Source organism: Streptococcus himalayensis (assembly GCF_001708305.1).
GTDB classification, from domain to species: Bacteria; Bacillota; Bacilli; order Lactobacillales; family Streptococcaceae; genus Streptococcus; species Streptococcus himalayensis.
Map to the genome: position 1 here is coordinate 1,235,942 of NZ_CP016953.1, position 17,263 is coordinate 1,253,204.

The 17,263-nt window shown below is 41.2% G+C and carries 20 protein-coding genes; 19 read left to right on the plus strand and 1 reads right to left on the minus strand.

The annotated features are described in order from the left end of the window. The first annotated feature begins 13 nt into the window (after window positions 1–13). The 19 genes from BFM96_RS05815 (at window position 14) to BFM96_RS05905 (ending at window position 16,034) form a co-directional block, all read left to right on the plus strand. Window positions 14–253, plus strand: a complete 240-nt coding sequence (locus BFM96_RS05815) for a SemiSWEET transporter (protein WP_068991537.1) — start codon at window positions 14–16, stop codon at window positions 251–253. Window positions 254–439: 186 nt separating this feature from the next. Next, entirely contained in the window at window positions 440–754 is a 315-nt protein-coding gene (locus tag BFM96_RS05820) for a PTS cellobiose transporter subunit IIB (RefSeq protein ID WP_068991539.1), read from the plus strand. A 55-nt stretch (window positions 755–809) separates the two neighbouring features. Then, on the plus strand, window positions 810–2,798 hold the full coding sequence (locus BFM96_RS05825) for a BglG family transcription antiterminator (protein ID WP_068991542.1): 1,989 nt from the start codon (window positions 810–812) through the stop codon (window positions 2,796–2,798). Then, the gene (locus tag BFM96_RS05830) at window positions 2,795–3,115 is read left to right on the plus strand and encodes a PTS cellobiose transporter subunit IIA (protein ID WP_068991545.1); all 321 of its coding nucleotides are present in this window, start codon (window positions 2,795–2,797) and stop codon (window positions 3,113–3,115) included. The genes BFM96_RS05825 and BFM96_RS05830 overlap by 4 nt, the downstream gene beginning before the upstream one ends. A gap of 14 nt (window positions 3,116–3,129) precedes the next feature. Continuing rightward, window positions 3,130–3,636 carry a hypothetical protein gene (locus tag BFM96_RS05835; protein ID WP_068991547.1) on the plus strand — a complete coding sequence of 169 codons (507 nt, stop codon included), beginning with the start codon at window positions 3,130–3,132 and terminating at the stop codon, window positions 3,634–3,636. 46 nt (window positions 3,637–3,682) lie between these two features. Beyond that, window positions 3,683–5,029: a PTS cellobiose transporter subunit IIC gene (gene celB, locus BFM96_RS05840; protein ID WP_068991550.1), complete on the plus strand. Its 1,347-nt coding sequence runs from the start codon at window positions 3,683–3,685 to the stop codon at window positions 5,027–5,029. Window positions 5,030–5,106: 77 nt separating this feature from the next. Beyond that, a complete protein-coding gene (locus BFM96_RS05845) occupies window positions 5,107–6,063 on the plus strand; it encodes a competence protein CoiA (protein ID WP_068991552.1) in 957 nt (318 codons plus the stop codon). Between the two features lie 18 nt (window positions 6,064–6,081). Further along, entirely contained in the window at window positions 6,082–7,884 is a 1,803-nt protein-coding gene (gene pepF, locus BFM96_RS05850) for an oligoendopeptidase F (RefSeq protein ID WP_068991554.1), read from the plus strand. Between the two features lies 1 nt (window position 7,885). After that, entirely contained in the window at window positions 7,886–8,575 is a 690-nt protein-coding gene (locus BFM96_RS05855) for an O-methyltransferase (protein WP_068991558.1), read from the plus strand. Window positions 8,576–8,654: 79 nt separating this feature from the next. Next, window positions 8,655–9,611, plus strand: a complete 957-nt coding sequence (gene prsA, locus BFM96_RS05860) for a peptidylprolyl isomerase PrsA (RefSeq protein ID WP_068991560.1) — start codon at window positions 8,655–8,657, stop codon at window positions 9,609–9,611. Window positions 9,612–9,853: 242 nt separating this feature from the next. Beyond that, window positions 9,854–10,348, plus strand: a complete 495-nt coding sequence (locus BFM96_RS05865) for an LURP-one-related/scramblase family protein (RefSeq protein WP_068991564.1) — start codon at window positions 9,854–9,856, stop codon at window positions 10,346–10,348. 18 nt (window positions 10,349–10,366) lie between these two features. Next, entirely contained in the window at window positions 10,367–12,988 is a 2,622-nt protein-coding gene (gene alaS / locus BFM96_RS05870) for an alanine--tRNA ligase (RefSeq protein ID WP_068991566.1), read from the plus strand. Window positions 12,989–13,370: 382 nt separating this feature from the next. Continuing rightward, window positions 13,371–13,577 carry a helix-turn-helix transcriptional regulator gene (locus BFM96_RS05880; RefSeq protein WP_067088713.1) on the plus strand — a complete coding sequence of 69 codons (207 nt, stop codon included), beginning with the start codon at window positions 13,371–13,373 and terminating at the stop codon, window positions 13,575–13,577. A gap of 60 nt (window positions 13,578–13,637) precedes the next feature. Next, window positions 13,638–13,841, plus strand: a complete 204-nt coding sequence (locus BFM96_RS05885; RefSeq protein WP_068991571.1) for a hypothetical protein — start codon at window positions 13,638–13,640, stop codon at window positions 13,839–13,841. Beyond that, window positions 13,838–14,014, plus strand: a complete 177-nt coding sequence (locus tag BFM96_RS11085) for a bacteriocin (protein WP_145939713.1) — start codon at window positions 13,838–13,840, stop codon at window positions 14,012–14,014. The genes BFM96_RS05885 and BFM96_RS11085 overlap by 4 nt, the downstream gene beginning before the upstream one ends. A gap of 51 nt (window positions 14,015–14,065) precedes the next feature. Then, entirely contained in the window at window positions 14,066–14,248 is a 183-nt protein-coding gene (locus tag BFM96_RS05890) for a hypothetical protein (RefSeq protein WP_068991574.1), read from the plus strand. A 40-nt stretch (window positions 14,249–14,288) separates the two neighbouring features. Continuing rightward, window positions 14,289–14,492, plus strand: coding sequence for a hypothetical protein (locus BFM96_RS05895; protein ID WP_068991575.1), 204 nt, complete (start codon window positions 14,289–14,291; stop codon window positions 14,490–14,492). Next, window positions 14,489–15,235, plus strand: coding sequence for a DUF3169 family protein (locus tag BFM96_RS05900; RefSeq protein WP_068991578.1), 747 nt, complete (start codon window positions 14,489–14,491; stop codon window positions 15,233–15,235). Before BFM96_RS05895 ends, BFM96_RS05900 begins: the two co-directional genes overlap by 4 nt. Window positions 15,236–15,326: 91 nt before the next feature. Further along, window positions 15,327–16,034, plus strand: a complete 708-nt coding sequence (locus BFM96_RS05905; protein ID WP_068991579.1) for a CPBP family intramembrane glutamic endopeptidase — start codon at window positions 15,327–15,329, stop codon at window positions 16,032–16,034. Window positions 16,035–16,079: 45 nt separating this feature from the next. Here BFM96_RS05905 and nrdF read toward each other — a convergent pair whose 3' ends face one another. Next, window positions 16,080–17,042 (minus strand): class 1b ribonucleoside-diphosphate reductase subunit beta, encoded by a 963-nt coding sequence (gene nrdF, locus BFM96_RS05910; protein ID WP_068991582.1) that lies wholly within the window; start codon window positions 17,040–17,042, stop codon window positions 16,080–16,082. Between the last annotated feature and the right edge of the window lie 221 nt (window positions 17,043–17,263).

The following is a 17,263-nucleotide window of genomic DNA, read 5'->3' on the forward strand; positions in this document are numbered from 1 at the left end:
TAGGGAGAAAGAAATGATTGGAACGGTTGCAGCAATTTTAACAACGTTTGCGTTTGTCCCTCAGGTTTTGAAGGTGATGAAAACAAAAGATACGGAATCTATTGCATTAGGTATGTACTTGATGCAAGTAACAGGGATTTTTCTATGGTTGTGCCATGGAATTCGAATCGGTGATTGGCCGCTCATCATGGCAAATAGTGTTTCGTTGATTTTATCTGGCATGATTTTATACTATAAATTACGCTACAAATAACAGTCGAAGAGAGAAAGGCTTGAAATTATCGGGTTTAAAGACGGATTTCAAGTCTTTTTGTGTATTTTTCCGTAGGGCATCAGACTGCGGAAAATTTCCGTTTCACTACGGAAAAAGCTTCTATGGAGATAGGAAGCGTTTTCTTTTATAATAAAATCATCAAAAGAAAACAAAGGAGTTTAACTTATGAAAAAAGCATTGATTATCTGTGCAGCGGGAATGTCATCTTCTTTGATGGCTAAGAAATCAACCGAATTGCTTAAAACGCAAGGAAAAGAAATTGAAGTAGATGCAATCAGCGCAACGGAGGGTGGAAAAGCTATTGCTTCTGGGGAATTTGATTTGTTTTTAATCAGTCCACAAACAAAGATGTATTTCAAGCAATTTGAAGAAGCAGCGGCAAAAGTAGGCAAACCAATTGTCCAAATTCCTCCACAAGCTTATATTCCAATTCCAATGGGGATTGAGAAAATGGCTGCTCTTATTTCAGAAAATATCTGACATTATTTTCAAAAAAAGGTAAAATAGTCTTACAACTGTTTGGGAGGATAGATAGGTGTTGCATCAAAAAGAAAAACACATTCTTCAATATCTAATAGATCACAAGGGAGAGTTTGTGACAAGCAAGGCCTTGGCAGAAGCACTTTCCTGCTCAGACCGTACTGTAAGAACGTACCTCAAGTCTTTGATGGAGCTAGATGAGCGAGAGACTGGTTTTTGTTTGGAGGCCAAGCAAGGCTATGGATATCGTCTAACGATTTGCCAGTCCCTTCTCTATCAGACCTTTATGCAGTCAGAGTCCTTAAGTGAAACGGGTGGAAATGGTGACAACATTGAAGATCGTTATCATTATCTTGTGAATAAATTGCTCTTTGAGCAAGCCCAACTCTACTTCGATGACTTAGCAGAAGAGCTATTTGTCAGTAGATCAACCTTGTCTTCAGATTTCAAAAAGATTCGAAAAGACTTGGCAGCTTACGATTTGACGATTGAAAGCAAGGCGAACTATGGTGTTTATGTTGTGGGAAGTGAACGCAACAAGAGGCGATTTATCATGGATCATTTCTTCCGTGACCAATCTTTTGCCTCACTACATCAGTATATTCCCATGGAAATCAATGAAAAACAGTTGAATCTCGAGGATTTAACCTTGATTGTCCTAGAAGAGTGCCGAGAGGGGGAGCTTCGGCTATCTGATTTTGTCATTCAAAATCTAGTGACCCATCTTGTGCTTTCTGTGAGGCGTATTGCCCAGGGTTTTCAAATCAAGCAGATTGAAGATTTGGCTAGAGAGGATTATCCTAAGGAAAGAAAGATTGCAGAGTCCATCTTGATTCGAGTATCGAGGTTGATTAGTCTGGATTTTCCAGAAGAGGAGATTGACTACATCACTCTTCATTTGATTTCAAAGGCCTATCACCAGCACTCGAGCATTCTAGACGGTGGGGAGTCGCTGCGAAGTCAATTAATTCAGGTCTTGGAGTACCACCCAAGTGTGAAAAAGTACCGGTTTCAGCAGGATTTTCAATTGGTTGAAGGGGTGCTCACTCATTTAGCGACACTGCTCATTCGCCTCAAAAATCATGTCAAGTTAGAGAATCCGTTATTAGCGGATATCAAGAAGAGTTATTTACCAGTTTTCCAACTGACGGCAGACATGCTTGCAGCCATGCCAAGTTTTGCACATCTGACTTTATCCGAAGATGAAATTGCCTATGTAGCCCTGCATGTTATGGCTGCTATGGAACGAATCAAGGAAAAGCAGAAATTCAATATCTTGGTCATTTGTGCAACAGGGTTTGGCAGTGCTCAACTGTTAAAAAATCGAATTGAGCTAGAGCTTGGCAATCTAGTCACGGTGGTTGATGTGATTGGTTACTATGATTTGAATGATGAACGCATGCAAGGAATTGATTTTATTATTTCGTCCATCGACCTTTCCAATTTAGTCTTTAGTTTGCCAGTGTTTACCGTGAGTATCTTTTTGACAAATGATGAGGTGAAGTTAATCAAGCAACGATTGAGAACCATGAATCCACTAGAGATGGTCAATCGCCAAAATCAACAAACGGAAACAGAGAAAAATCTTAGTCAGTTGTTTGATGATTATTTCTCAGAAGACTGGTTTATGATAGGTGAACAGACGAGTCAGGAAGCAATTTTAGAAGAGTTGCTGAGGAAGATGGCAGATGGGGAGGACGAAGGCTTTGTGAGCAGGATGAAAGAAGGGATCCGTCAGAGAGAACAGTTGAGTTCGATTGTTTTTTCACCGGAAATCGCTGTCCCACATCCGATTAAGCCACTAGCCAAAAACCATAAGATTGGGCTGGTCTTGCTTCCTTCAGGAGTGAGATGGAATGAGCAAGAAAATGTACGCTTCGTCTTTTTACCGTCTCCATCCATGTATGAAAATGAAGGAATGACAGCATTAACGTCAAAAATTGTCGATTTATTGGAGGAACCAGAGCTTCAAAGACGGTTATTAACGTGTCAGAATTTAGCAGCATTTAAGAAAGAATTTTTAGAAGAAGGGGAGATACGATGAATCAGGAAGAATTACAAGTTGTAGCATTTGAAATTATTCTCCATAGCGGAACAGCTAGGACAGAGGTCCACGAGGCCTTTGCCGCTATGCGTGAGGGAAATTATAGCCTAGCTGAAGAAAAATTGGAGATTGCAAATACAGAATTGGTGGAGGCTCATCATGCTCAAACGAAGCTCTTACAAGACTATGCAAGTGGGGAAGAGATTAAGATTGAGATTATCATGGTTCATGCCCAAGATCATTTGATGACCACCATGACGTTGCGAGAAGTGGCTTTGGAGATGTTAGCCCTTCATCAAAAAATTGATCATCAATAAAGGAGGAACAAAAGATGACACCAGAAGAAAAAAGACAATTAGAAGAACGTCGTAAAGAAGAGTCTATCAAGAATATGTATTACACACGTTATTTACTGGTTCGTTATACTGTACATGTTTTCTTCTTTGTCAATCTTTATTGGACCTTAGCTTTGTTAGTATCTAACGGATACCTAGTCATCTTCTTATCCAGTAGCTTACTGGCTTTAGCTGGTCTGGCTATTTGGGAGCAGATGAAAATGCGTACGCGAAATCAACGCTCACCCAAGCGTACGCTTCTCTTCTTTCAGACGACTGTCTGGGCGAATCTTGGCTTAATCGTTTCTGTGCTCCTTGGGCAAGGAACAATCACTTTTCCCTTTTTAAATCTCACCTTGCAAAATACATCTGTATTGGTAGGATTTTTAGCCTTAGGGATACTGGTGAGTTTTGGAATGACGCGTAAGCTTAGAAAAATGGATCAAGGCTTGGATAAAGCCTATCAGCGTATCGCTCAGTATCTGTCTACTCATGCTCTTTGAGCAGGAACCAACATAGGATATACTATAAATAAAAAAGGAGACTATCATGCAAAAAGTTTTTGATTTTCTTGAGAAGTATCTCATGGGACCGATGGGAAAAATTTCCCAATACAAATTTGTCCGCGCGATTACCGCAGCCGGTACAGCAACTATTCCCTTTACCATTGTCGGGTCTATGTTTTTGGTCTTTAACATTTTGCCCCTAACTTTCTCTATGCCTTGGTTTGTGGATTTCTTTAATGGCACATTTGGAAAATTCGCCGACCTCTATATGCTTGCTAATCGTGCTACGATGGGAATTTTAGCTCTTTATTTCAACCTTGTGCTAGGGTATGAATTCACAAAGATTTATGCAGAAGAAGATGGACTAAACGTCAGTCCAATCAATGGTGCTTTGCTATCTATGTTTGCCTTCTTTATGACACTGCCACAATTGGTCTTTGAAAAAGGTGCTGTCAGCTTGGTACATAGCGTAGAAGAAGGCAGCTATGTCATCAATGGTTGGGCCATGGGTGGTGATGGGGTTTCTCGTCTTGGCTCAGTCGGAATTTTTACAGCGATTATCATGGCTGTGATTGCGGTTCAATTGTACCGTCTCTGTGTAGCAAAAAATTGGGTTATCAAAATGCCTGAATCTGTACCAGAGGGAGTATCACGCGGATTTACAGCTCTCATTCCAGCCTTTGTTGTAGCTTTTGCAATTATCTTTATCAATGGGGTCTTTGTCCTTTTAGGAACAGATGTCTACCAAGTCGTAGCTCTTCCATTTAGCTTTGTTGCTAACATTACCAATTCATGGCTTGGTCTTATGGTTATTTACTTCCTTGTTCAATCACTTTGGATTGTGGGAATTCACGGAGCAAACATCATCTTTGCCTTTGTTAACCCAATCGCCCTTGTGAATATGGCAGAAAATGTCAATAATGGAGCGAATATTCCACTTGCAGGAGAATTTAGCAATATGTTTGTTACCCTAGGTGGTTCTGGGGCAACGCTTGGATTGATTATCTACTTGGCTTATATGTCAAAAGCAGAGCAATTAAAGCTCCTTGGGCGTGCTTCTATTGCACCAGCTATCTTTAACATCAATGAACCTATTATCTTTGGTTTGCCAATTATCTACAATCCAAACTTAGCTATTCCATTCTTCTTAGCCCCAATGGCTTCTGCTTCTGTTGGTTACTTTGCGATTAAATTGCAGTTGTGTAACCCAGTTATTGCCCAAATGCCTTGGCCATCACCAGCAGGTATCGGAGCTTTCATCGGAACAGGAGGAGATTTCCGAGCAGCGATTGTCGCAGTCGTATCAGCCGTTGTCGCTTTCTTGGTCTACCTACCGTTCATCCGTGCTTATGACGAAAAACTCTACAAAGAAGAACAAGGTCTAGGATAAATTTACCGACTTTCATATTGGAAATCTCATCGGAGATTTCCTTTTTCTTTGCGAATAAACAAGAAAAAGGAGGTCTTATGTTAGTTGCTCGTGATACACAAGGAAAGTTCGTCAATAGTTTGGAAGAGGAGTATTTGGTCGGAGAGTTTTTCTGTCCATTTTGTGAGGGAGCTGTGCGGGTGAAACGAGGGAGCATTTTGCGGCCTCATTTTGCACATATTTCTTTGCGTACTTGTGAGGGGTATACGGAAAATGAAAGTGAGGAGCACTTAAATCTCAAGGCCAGTCTGTATCGTTGGGGTGTAAAAATGCATTCTATGCAAGTCGAGGCATTTGTACCGAGCATTCAGCAAATGGCAGACCTCTTAATGGATGATAAGATTGCTCTTGAAGTCCAGTGTAGTTCGCTCAGCTTAAAACGTTTAAAGGAAAGGACAGAAAACTATCGGAAAATAGGCTGTCAAGTCCTCTGGCTGCTGGGAAAGAAATTGTGGTTGAAACGTTCGTTGACAGCCTTACAGAAGAATTTCCTCTATTTCAGCCAAAATATGGGCTTTTATCTGTGGGAATTGGACCAAGAAAAGGAAGTTTTGCGGCTCAATTATCTAATTCATGAAGATTTGCATGGAAATGTGCAGTATAAAACCAAGGAATTTCCCTTTGAGCGAGGTGATTTGCTAGCTGTCTTTCGTCTGCCCTATCAAGCTCAGGAAGTGACTAGTTTTTTGGCCAAGGAGGATCTGGACATTTGCCGCTACGTACGTGAGCAACTTTACTACCAGCAGCCTAAATGGATGCAGTTGCAGGCTGAATATTACCAAAAAGGGCAAAATCTACTCACCATGTCAAGAGAAGATTTCTACCCGCAAGTGAGACCGGTTCGTGCAGAGTCCTTTGTCCAGATTTCTCAAAGTCTTGAGAGCTATTACTCTAATTTTCAGCAATATTACCAACAAGAGTCGAGAAAAAATCTCCAAATTCTATATCCACCAGCCTTTTATCAGATGATTTTGGCAGAAAATATGATAAAATAGGGAGATGGAGGAATTTTAATGGTAAAACAAAGAAATGAAATCGAAGAAAAATATACTTGGGATTTGACGACAGTCTTTCCAAGTGATGAGTCTTGGGAGGCTGAGCTAGCCAGTTTGTCTACGGACGTAGCAAAAGCCAAGGCCTTTGAAGGTCATCTGCTTGACTCGGCAAACAGCTTGCTTGAAACGACGGATACTTACATGTCCTTATCCCGTCGATTAGAGAAGCTCTATGTGTATGCGTCCATGAAAAACGACCAAGATACGCGTGAGGCTAGCTACCAAGAGTATCAAGCCAAGGCAAGTAGTCTTTACAGTGACTTTGGTCAAACCTTTGCCTTTTTCGAGCCAGAATTTATGAAGATTACAGAGGAAATGTACCAAAACTTCTTGCAGGAAGCAGAGGGACTAGCTCTTTACCGTCATTATTTTGACCGTTTGCTGAAGGCAAAAGAGCATGTTTTGTCTCAGCGTGAGGAAGAGTTGCTTGCAGGGGCTAGCGAGATTTTTGGAGCAGCGAGTGAAACTTTTGCTATCTTGGACAATGCAGACCTTGTATTTCCAGTGGTTCGTGATGAGGATGGCGATGAGGTTCAACTATCTCATGGAAACTACATTACTTTAGTAGAATCAAAAGATCGCCAAGTGAGAAAGGGTGCTTATGAAGCCATGTATAGCGTCTATGAGCAGTACCAGCACACCTATGCGAAAACTCTACAAACCAATGTAAAAGTTCAAAATTATCGGGCTAAGGTTCGCCATTATAAGAGTGCGCGTGAGGCGGCTTTGTCACAGAATTTCATTCCAGAAACGGTCTATGATAGCTTGGTTTCTGCTGTTCATAAGCACTTGCCGCTGTTACATCGTTACATGGCTCTGCGTGCTAAGATTTTGGGCTTGTCGGATTTGAAGATGTATGATGTCTACACACCGCTCTCAGAAGTCGATTACAAGTTTAGCTATGAAGAAGCCTTGAAAAAATCCGAAGAGGTTTTGGCGATTTTTGGGGAGGATTATCTGGCAAAAGTTCAACAAGCTTTCTCAGAGCGTTGGATTGATGTTCATGAAAACCAAGGGAAACGCTCTGGAGCTTACTCAGGCGGTTCTTACGATACCAATGCCTTTATGCTGCTCAATTGGCAAGATACGCTTGATAATCTCTATACCCTAGTCCATGAAACAGGTCATAGCATGCACTCAAGCTATACGCGGGAAACACAGCCTTATGTGTATGGAGATTATTCGATCTTTTTGGCTGAAATTGCCTCTACAACCAACGAAAATATCCTGACTGAAAAACTGCTAGAAGAAGTGACAGATGATCGGACGCGTTTTGCGATTTTGAATCATTTCTTGGATGGTTTTAAAGGAACGGTCTATCGTCAAACTCAATTTGCCGAGTTTGAACATGCGATTCACCAAGCCGATCAAGCTGGAGAAGTCTTGACCAGTGAGTATCTCAATACTCTCTATGCAGACTTAAATGAAACCTATTACGGTCTTAAAAAAGAAGACAATCCAGAAATTCAGTATGAATGGGCAAGAATTCCACATTTCTACTATAACTATTATGTCTTCCAATATGCAACTGGCTTTTCAGCAGCGTCAGCCTTGGCAGAAAAGATTGTCCACGGAAATCCAGAGGACAAGGAGAATTACCTCAACTATCTGAAGGCGGGAAATTCTGATTATCCATTAGAAGTGATTAAAAAAGCAGGAGTGGATATGGAACAAGAAGACTATCTCCACGCAGCTTTTGCGGTCTTCGAACGCCGTCTCAATGAATTTGAAGCCTTGGTAGAAAAGTTGGGTCTTATCTAAGATGGTCGAGTCGTATAGTAAAAATGCCAATCACAATATGCGTCGGCCGGTGGTCAAAGAGGAAATTGTTTCCTTCATGCGGACGCGACAAAAGCCAGTATCAGGTGGATTGAAGGAGCTTGAAAGCTTTGCTCAGCGGGAAAACATCCCAATCATTCCTCATGAAACGGTAGCGTATTTCCGTTTTTTATTGGAAAGCCTTGCTCCAAAGCAGATTTTAGAAATTGGGACAGCTATTGGCTTTTCTGCCCTTTTAATGGCAGAACATGCTCCTCATGCCAAGATTACGACTATTGATCGCAACGAAGAGATGATTGGCTTAGCCAAGGAAAATTTTGCCCGCTTTGATGTTCGCAAGCAGATTACGCTTTTAGAAGGGGATGCGGTGGACATTTTAGGGACCTTAGAGGACAGCTATGATTTTGTCTTTATGGATTCTGCCAAGTCCAAGTACGTAGTCTTTTTACCAGAAATCTTAAAACGGTTGAAGACAGGTGGAATTATCGTGATTGACGATGTCTTTCAAGGGGGCGATGTAGCCAAGGATATCGCAGATATCAGGCGAGGACAGCGGACTATTTACCGGGGTCTTCATAGCTTGTTTGAGGAAACCTTGGATGTCCCTCATTTGACAGCGACCTTGGTCCCTCTTGGCGACGGTTTGCTGCTGCTTAGAAAAAACGGAGATTAGTTTTTAGCAAAATTTAAGATATCCAATTTATTTTGTGGTACAATAGAGAAAGTGAATGATAAAAAGGAGTAGATATCCAATGAAGAAAAAGATTTTAGCTGGGGCTGTGACACTTTTGTCAGCTGTGACCCTAGCTGCTTGTTCCCAATCAGGAGCAAAGGATGCAGACATCGTAACCATGAAAGGCAATACGATTACAGTCAGCAAATTTTATGATCAAGTGAAAAACAACACAGCTGCTCAACAAGTGTTGTTGAACATGACCATTCAAGAAGTCTTTGAAAAGAAATATGGCGATAAGGTAACGGATAAGGAAGTCAAGGAAGCCTTTGAACAAAATAAAAAATCGTATGGTGCTGCCTTCCCACAAATTCTTGCCCAAGCAGGTTTGACGGAAGAAACCTACCAAACACAAATTCGGACTAATAAGTTGGTTGAGTATGCGGTCAAGCAAGCCGCAGAAAAAACCATCAATGACGATGCTTATAAAGCCGCTTATGATGCCTATACGCCAGAAGTGACTGCGCAAGTCATCAAGCTAGACAGCGAAGACAAGGCCAAGGAAGTTTTGGAAAAGGCTAAGGCAGAGGGAGCAGACTTTGCACAAATCGCCAAGGAAAATTCAACAGATGCTGCAACCAAGGAAAAAGGTGGCGAAATCAAGTTTGACTCAGGTTCTACGGAATTGCCAGATGATGTGAAAAAAGCTGCTTTTGCACTTGAAGCAAATGGAATCTCTGAAGTCATCACTGCAAAGGCTTCTGCTTATACCAATAGCTACTATATCATCAAGCTAAACAGCAAGTCAGAGAAGAAAGAGAAATGGGAAGATTACAAGGATCGCTTGAAAGAAATTATTTTGCACCAAAAGCAAAATGAAGCAAGCTTTATCCAGTCAATCGTTGCAGAGGAATTAAAGGATGCTAATTTGAAAGTGAAAGATGCAGCCTTCCAAAATGTCTTTGCCCAATACATGAATGCAGGATCCAATACTTCAAGCTCCAGTGAAGCTTCTAGCGAATCGTCTTCAAAATAAGTTGACGAATAGCCAAAAAGCAAGTATAATAAATCTATTGAGAATGGATAGGCAACTCTTTTAGTCCAGAGAAATGGCGGTGCTGCGAGCCATCTAAAAGTGCCTATCTTGCTACTCGAGAGCAAAATTTCATAAGGTCTAGCTTTCCTAGACACATCGAGAATGACAAGTTCATTGAATGAAGGTGGTACCGCGGTTTTTCGCCCTTCGTCTCTGTTCTTGTCTTTTTTTGGAGGTGGGTCATGAAACAGTTCTACATCAAGCAAAAATTCTGGTCTTTGGCTGGTACATTCACCATCAAAGATGAGCTGGGTCAGATTTGTTACCGAGTGGAAGGAAGTCTTTTGAAATGGCTGAAATCATTTGAAGTTTTTGATAGAGAAGGTCAGCTGGTCAGTACCATCCAACGGAAATTCACTGGGTTTCTCCCGCGATTTGAGGTGGGAGTAGAAGGGCAAACGTCGTTTATCATCCAGAAGAAATTTACTTGGTTCAAACCGCGTTATGAAATCGAGAATCTCGGTCTTGAAGTCATTGGTGATGTTTGGAATATGCAATTTGAATTGCTCCATCAGGGTGCTATTGTTGCCCGCATTGATCAGGAGTGGCTTCGGATGACTTCGACCTACGATGTGACTGTCTATGATGAGGCGTATTGCGACACTACGATTGCACTTGTGATTGCAATTGACTACGTCAAGGCGAGAAAAAGAACGGCTGCCGCTGCTTCCAGCTAAAAAGAAAGGAAATAAACAATGAAACAATTAACTAGTGCTCAAATTCGCCAAATGTGGCTTGATTTCTGGGCTTCAAAAGGACATAGTGTGGAGCCATCAGTCAGTTTGGTTCCTGTTAATGATCCGACCCTTTTGTGGATCAACTCAGGGGTGGCAACCCTAAAGAAATATTTTGATGGAACCATTATTCCTGAAAATCCACGGATTACCAACGCTCAAAAGGCCATTCGGACCAATGATATTGAAAATGTTGGGAAAACTGCTCGCCATCATACCATGTTTGAAATGCTTGGAAATTTCTCTATTGGAGATTACTTCCGTGATGAGGCGATTACATGGGCTTATGAGTTGTTAACTAGTCCAGAGTGGTTTGCTTTTCCAAAAGAAAAGCTCTATATGACCTATTATCCAGAGGACCAGGATTCCTACAATCGCTGGATTGCGATGGGAGTAGATCCAGGTCACTTAATTCCGATTGAGGATAATTTCTGGGAAATCGGGGCAGGGCCGTCTGGGCCAGATACGGAAATCTTCTTTGACCGTGGAGAAGCCTTTGATCCAGAAAATATCGGGCTACGTCTCTTGGCAGAAGATATCGAAAACGATCGTTACATTGAGATTTGGAATATCGTTTTATCTCAATTCAATGCAGACCCGGCTGTTCCTCGTTCAGAGTACAAGGAATTACCAAATAAAAATATTGATACGGGAGCTGGTTTGGAACGCTTGGCAGCCATTTTCCAAGGTGCTAAGACCAACTTTGAAACAGACCTTTTCTTGCCGATTATTCGCGAGGTAGAAAAGTATTCTGGGAAAGTGTACGATCCAGATGGAGATAACATGAGCTTTAAGGTGATTGCAGACCATATCCGCTCGCTCAGTTTTGCTATTGGTGATGGTGCGCTTCCAGGAAATGAAGGTCGTGGCTATGTCCTTCGTCGCTTGCTTCGTCGGGCCTCTATGCATGGGCAAAAATTAGGCATCAATGAGCCATTCCTTTATAAGCTGGTTCCAACAGTGGGTAAAATCATGGAAAGCTACTACCCTGAAGTGCTTGGCAAGAAAGATTTCATTGAAAAAATCATCAAGAGCGAGGAAGAGTCTTTCGCACGAACCCTCCACTCTGGTCAGCACTTTGCCCAAGATATTGTCGAAAAAATGAAAGCAGCTGATCAAACGACTATGTCTGGTCAAGATGTCTTCAAACTCTATGATACTTATGGATTTCCGGTTGAATTGACTGAGGAAATCGCAGAAGAAGCAGGTGTTAGCATTGACCGTGAAGGTTTTGAAGGAGCGATGAAAGAGCAGCAGGAGCGTGCACGTGCGAGTGCAGTCAAGGGTGGCTCTATGGGCATGCAAAATGAAACCCTGCAAGCCATTACTGTGGAAAGTCGCTTCCAATACGATGTGACAGAATTGACAGCTACCCTTGTGGCAGCTGTGGAGAATAATACATCCGTAGAGAGCCTTGCTAGCGGACAAGAAGCCTACCTGGTCTTTGGCGAAACACCATTTTATGCAGAAATGGGTGGACAAGTAGCAGACCATGGGGAAATTCGTGACGAAACTGGGCAAGTCCTAGCACGTGTCACGGATGTCCAAAAGGCTCCAAATGGACAACCCTTGCACAAGGTGGAAGTCTTGGCTCCACTTAGACTACAGGAGAGCTATATCTTAGCTGTTGATACCAAGCGTCGTCATCGTGTGATGAAAAACCATACAGCAACGCACCTCCTTCATGCAGCCCTTCACCGCATTCTCGGTACTCATGCGACCCAAGCAGGTTCCTTAAATGAGGAAGCCTTCCTACGCTTTGACTTTACGCATTTTGAAGCTGTAAAAGCAGAGGAATTGCGGGCGATTGAAACCCAAGTCAATGAAAAAATCTGGGAAGCTCTTGCGGTTGAAACAGTGGAAACCGATATTGACACTGCTAAAGAGATGGGAGCTATGGCTCTCTTTGGAGAAAAATACGGCAAGGAAGTTCGTGTCGTGACGATTGGCGACTATTCAGTAGAGCTTTGTGGAGGAACCCACGTAGCGAATACGGCTGAAATTGGTATTTTCAAAATTGTCAAAGAAGAGGGAATTGGCTCAGGAACTCGTCGGATCCTTGCTGTAACTAGCAAAGAAGCCTTTGAAGCCTACCGTGAAGAAGAAGAAGCTCTCAAAGCCATTGCAGCCACTCTGAAAGCTCCTCAATTAAAAGAAGTACCAGCCAAGGTTGAGAATTTGCAAGAACAATTGCGGGAATTGCAAAAAGAAAATGCAGCTTTGAAAGAAAAAGCCGCAGCTGCCGCAGCTGGAGATATGTTCAAAGAGGCCCAAGAAGCCAATGGCGTTCGTTATATCGCTAGCCAAGTCTCTGTCACAGATGCTGGCGGACTTCGCACCTTTGCAGATAACTGGAAACAAGGCGATTACTCAGATGTCCTTGTTCTTGTGGCAGCTATTGGAGAGAAGGTCAATGTCCTTGTCGCAAGCAAGACCAAAGAAGTACATGCAGGCAATCTCATCAAAGAACTGGCTCCAATCGTAGCTGGTCGTGGTGGTGGAAAACCTGATATGGCCATGGCAGGAGGAAGTGATGCTTCTGCCATAGAGCAACTCCTTGCGACTGTCGGCAATCATTTATAAAAAGACTAAGTGGTCTGGATTTCCAGACTGCTTTTTTAGTGTCCATGAGTTGAGTTTTGACAAGGAAAGTAGTTATTATGACTATGATGATAAACTTTTTGACAAAAAATATTATTTTTTTGACAAAGATAGTTGTCAAAACGAAAAAGATGTGTTACAATAAAATCAAGTTAAGGAGGAAGATGATACGAAACTGAAAATCATACAGGAAGTTCTGATAAGTTTTTATTTGGATTTTTTGGGATAGCGAGTTTCATTCTTCTCATTACGGTGCTATACAGGATTTTGGAGAGAAGAGCATTATTTTCCAGTGTTACTGATAGGTCTAGGAATTTGTTCTTATTCAAAAATGAAAACGCTTTAAAGAAAGGAGCTGAGATGCATGATTTTAAAAAATAGGCTCAAGGAACTACGAGCCAGAGACGGTCTAAACCAAACAGCCCTAGCCAAGGCTGCTGAGGTGTCGAGACAGACCATTAGCCTGATTGAACGAGGAGAATACACACCCTCGGTCATCATTGCTTTAAAAATTGCACAAATATTCGACGAACCCTTGGAGCAGGTCTTTCGCTTGGTAGAGGAAGAATGATACCAGCTATTCTAGGAAGAGATGAAGTTGCTTAGCTAGGGTTAGAAGGAGAGAAAGGATATGAAACAGAAAAAACAGGGCTCATGGTTTAACAAGCGATTGTTGCTCAGAAGCGTACAAATCATGATTGGATGGAGACTTCTTTTTCTAATGCTCACGGGCAAAATCCTATCAGGCTACGCGGGTGACATTACACTAGAAATGGGGGTATTAGGGATGTTGATTTTATTTGTAGATGAATGGACTAAAGGAGATGGGCAATGACAGAGAAAAAAGATAGGATAAGGAATATTAAAAATTTCATTCAAAACCATAAGATGTTGACAGGAATTATAGTTGTAGCTCTATTTATAGTCGTTTATCCACCAATTTTTGTCACGATTTATGAGTCAGGAAGAGATTTTGGTCGTAGTCTGATAAATGCTCTACTGAAATAGACTTAGCGTGCAGAGCTTATACTGATAGAAAAAGGTAGTAAAGGAGACAAAATGAAAGAGAAAAAAGAAATCGTGATTACAGGGAGAATGGTTTTAAGGATTGTTTTTGCACTTACTATCATTGCTACGATGGTAAGATTGTTGCTAAAACAAACCTTTGAGAAGGAAGATGTGATTATCATTGCACTGCTTGTATCTAGTATGAGTTTGAATTTTGTTATAGATAAAAAGTAAAAAAGATGGAATGAAAAACGAAGAATAGGAGGAAGAAGAGATGAAAAATAAAACATTGGTGACAAGGCTGGCTTTAATAGGTCAAGTTCTGACAGTTGCAGTAGTGCTTTATAATCTTGGCTACTTGTTTGGCGAATACCTAGCAGGTGTAAAGCTTTCCCAACTATCTTGGGGGGCCTTACTAATCAGCATTCTTCTAGCTGGCATCGTATTTGTAGTTCGAATGGGAGGGAGAAAGAGATGAAAAAGAGTGAACGCTTGAAATATTTTAGTAAATTTTTTTTACTTGGTTTGTTTGTAGGGATATTTGGATCTTTCTTAGCAGGCTTTATAGTGGGGTATACAGGGGATTATTTATCTTTTGATAATCTCAAAGGTAGTCTTTTATGGCTGAGTAGAGTGTTTCTCATTTTTATAGTATGCGTTGGTTGCCATTTGTTAGATTCGGCAAAGAAAGATTATAGATATTACACGGAAAATGAACTCGAGGATGATGACTATAGCAAATGGTATAGAGGAACATTTATCTCTCTTGAATATGCAACGATTGCATTTAATATTGCAGAAGTATTGTCTATGTTGAATCTGCTGTTAGGAATGAAACTGCTGGCGTTAGAAAAGGACTTCTCCTTTGATTTTGATTGGATTGATATTATTATCCTAGTGAGTTTAGGGCTACTTAAGCACTACCTCTACAAAGTGACCAGTATGATTAGGGAGCATCGTATTTCGACATTTCCAACGATACAAGAAATGAAAGAGTATATTTATTCCTATGATGAGGGAGAAAAAGAGTCTGTTTTTGAAAATAGCTTTTTAATCCTATTTCAACTGAACCAACGAGTTCTTCCATTAACGTATATAGCCCTGTTGGTCATTTCCATGATGACTGGAGAAATACAGATTCTTGCTTATTTAGTTGTAGCATTCATTCATGTTTATATAAACGTCAAACAATATCAGCGAGTTCGAAATTATTTTAAATAAGAAGAAAACGAGGAGAAAATTCACCTCCCATTTTCTCAAGGACAGAGTGATTTTCCATCTGATATATGGATAAAAAAGAAAGGAGTTTCAGATGAAACAGAAAATTGTAAATGGATTAAAATTTTTAGGGCTATTTTTGCTCATTCCAGAAATCAATGGTTTACCAGCCCTACTAATGGCGAAAAGTCAGCAACTGCCCCTATATGCTGAGAGTGTATTGGCTGTGCTTTTGCTGATAGGGATGATTTGGATTATTCGAGCAATGTGGAAACGCTATGAAAAGTATCTCCCAGAAGAGCAAAAGCAGCAGACCTTCAGTTGGAAACATCTTTTGCCTCTCCTAGGCTACACAGTCTTGGTCTATGTGGCAACTGCATTTGGTGGGATAATCACGGCGCTTCTCTCTCATCAAGAAACCACTAATAATCAAGCAATGATAGATAAGATTGGTGAACTGGTTACACTCCAACATCTCCCTTCTTCTCTATTGTTTATCGTAGGAATTTCTATTTTGACTCCCATGTTGGAAGAATTACTGTTTAGAGGATTTGGAGTTGTTTATTTCTTTAAGGAAAGTCAAAACCTGCTAGCAGGAATTGTGACAAGCACTATTTTTGCCTTCGCTCATCTAATCGGTGTCAATGGAATTGACTGGCCGTCATTTCCGCTCTATTTCTTTATGGGTGTCGCTATTTATCTCTCTTATGCCTATCGGAAAAATATAAAGGATTCCATGATCATCCATATCATGAAAAACATCCTCTTAGGTATTCTTCTATTGGTATCCATGTTTTCATAAATTTCATAAAAAAGAAGACCCAGATTGGATCTTCTTTTTGACTATTTACTCTAGCCCCACCAAATAATCATCATCCTGCATGGCTTCCACGCTACCGAGAAGGTAGCCATTTCCGACTTGCGAGAAGAAATCGTGGTTAGAGGTTCCGGTTGAAATTCCGTTCATGACGATTGGATTGACATCGTCTGCGGTATCTGGAAAGAGGGGATCTTGACCTAGGTTCATGAGGGCTTTATTGGCATTGTAACGAAGGAAGGTCTTGACTTCCTCGGTCCAGCCCACACCATCATAGAGGCTCTCTGTATAGCCTTCTTCGTTTTCATAGAGGGTGTAGAGGAGGTCGTACATCCATTCTCGAAGCTTGTCTTGCTCGTCTTCAGATAACTCGTTAAATCCTAATTGGAATTTATAGCCGATATAGGTCCCATGGACGGATTCGTCGCGGATGATGAGTTTGATAATCTCTGCGACGTTGGCGAGTTTATTATTTCCAAGATAGTAGAGTGGTGTAAAAAAGCCAGAGTAGAAGAGGAAGGTTTCAAGAAATACGCTGGCTACTTTCTTTTCAAGTGGAGAGCCAGTTAGGTAGATTTCATTGACGATTTCAGCCTTTTTTTGCAAATAAGGATTGGTATTGGTCCACTCAAAAATCTCATCAATTTCAGCCTTGGTGTTGAGGGTTGAAAAGATAGACGAGTAGGATTTGGCATGGACCGACTCCATAAATTGGATATTGTTAAAGACGGCTTCTTCGTGAGCGGTTCGAACATCCTTGCGAAGGGCATCAACACCAGACTCGGATTGAAGCGTGTCCAGAAGGGTCAACCCTCCAAAAACCTTTCCGACGAGGTCTTTTTCTTTGTGGGAGAGCTTTCTCCAGTCGTCTAGGTCGTTTGAGAGGGGGATCCGAGTATCCAACCAGAATTGCTCGGTCAATTTTTCCCAAGTTGACTTGTCAATGACATCTTCAATAGCGTTCCAGTTTATGGCTTCGTAATAGGTTTTCATAGGTATCACTTTCTAGTATTTTATTCAAATCAATCAATGTCCATTATACCATATTTTAGCATTGTCGTCTAAAAGAAGAAGGGGTTTTCTAAAAAGATAGGAGTGGGGCTGCATGCTAATTTCAATGAAATCCATTTGCCTTACTTCTCTAGTTTTCGTGAGTTAGATGCAAAGTTACTCAAGTCGTAAAGCAAGGTTGGGGATTTTCCCAACCTTATTGT

What these genes read in the sequence shown, in the direction of transcription:
- BFM96_RS05895 (WP_068991575.1), top strand. Translation starts at nt 14,289, where the DNA reads ATGAAAAATAAAACATTGGTGACAAGGCTGGCTTTAATAGGTCAAGTT.
- celB (WP_068991550.1), top strand. Translation starts at nt 3,683, where the DNA reads ATGCAAAAAGTTTTTGATTTTCTTGAGAAGTATCTCATGGGACCGATG.
- BFM96_RS05885 (WP_068991571.1), top strand. Translation starts at nt 13,638, where the DNA reads ATGAAACAGAAAAAACAGGGCTCATGGTTTAACAAGCGATTGTTGCTC.
- pepF (WP_068991554.1), top strand. Translation starts at nt 6,082, where the DNA reads ATGGTAAAACAAAGAAATGAAATCGAAGAAAAATATACTTGGGATTTG.
- BFM96_RS05900 (WP_068991578.1), top strand. Translation starts at nt 14,489, where the DNA reads ATGAAAAAGAGTGAACGCTTGAAATATTTTAGTAAATTTTTTTTACTT.
- BFM96_RS05855 (WP_068991558.1), top strand. Translation starts at nt 7,886, where the DNA reads ATGGTCGAGTCGTATAGTAAAAATGCCAATCACAATATGCGTCGGCCG.
- BFM96_RS05815 (WP_068991537.1), top strand. Translation starts at nt 14, where the DNA reads ATGATTGGAACGGTTGCAGCAATTTTAACAACGTTTGCGTTTGTCCCT.
- BFM96_RS05880 (WP_067088713.1), top strand. Translation starts at nt 13,371, where the DNA reads ATGATTTTAAAAAATAGGCTCAAGGAACTACGAGCCAGAGACGGTCTA.
- BFM96_RS05820 (WP_068991539.1), top strand. Translation starts at nt 440, where the DNA reads ATGAAAAAAGCATTGATTATCTGTGCAGCGGGAATGTCATCTTCTTTG.
- BFM96_RS11085 (WP_145939713.1), top strand. Translation starts at nt 13,838, where the DNA reads ATGACAGAGAAAAAAGATAGGATAAGGAATATTAAAAATTTCATTCAA.
- BFM96_RS05905 (WP_068991579.1), top strand. Translation starts at nt 15,327, where the DNA reads ATGAAACAGAAAATTGTAAATGGATTAAAATTTTTAGGGCTATTTTTG.
- prsA (WP_068991560.1), top strand. Translation starts at nt 8,655, where the DNA reads ATGAAGAAAAAGATTTTAGCTGGGGCTGTGACACTTTTGTCAGCTGTG.
- BFM96_RS05865 (WP_068991564.1), top strand. Translation starts at nt 9,854, where the DNA reads ATGAAACAGTTCTACATCAAGCAAAAATTCTGGTCTTTGGCTGGTACA.
- BFM96_RS05830 (WP_068991545.1), top strand. Translation starts at nt 2,795, where the DNA reads ATGAATCAGGAAGAATTACAAGTTGTAGCATTTGAAATTATTCTCCAT.
- BFM96_RS05835 (WP_068991547.1), top strand. Translation starts at nt 3,130, where the DNA reads ATGACACCAGAAGAAAAAAGACAATTAGAAGAACGTCGTAAAGAAGAG.
- alaS (WP_068991566.1), top strand. Translation starts at nt 10,367, where the DNA reads ATGAAACAATTAACTAGTGCTCAAATTCGCCAAATGTGGCTTGATTTC.
- BFM96_RS05890 (WP_068991574.1), top strand. Translation starts at nt 14,066, where the DNA reads ATGAAAGAGAAAAAAGAAATCGTGATTACAGGGAGAATGGTTTTAAGG.
- BFM96_RS05845 (WP_068991552.1), top strand. Translation starts at nt 5,107, where the DNA reads ATGTTAGTTGCTCGTGATACACAAGGAAAGTTCGTCAATAGTTTGGAA.
- nrdF (WP_068991582.1), bottom strand. Translation starts at nt 17,042, where the DNA reads ATGAAAACCTATTACGAAGCCATAAACTGGAACGCTATTGAAGATGTC.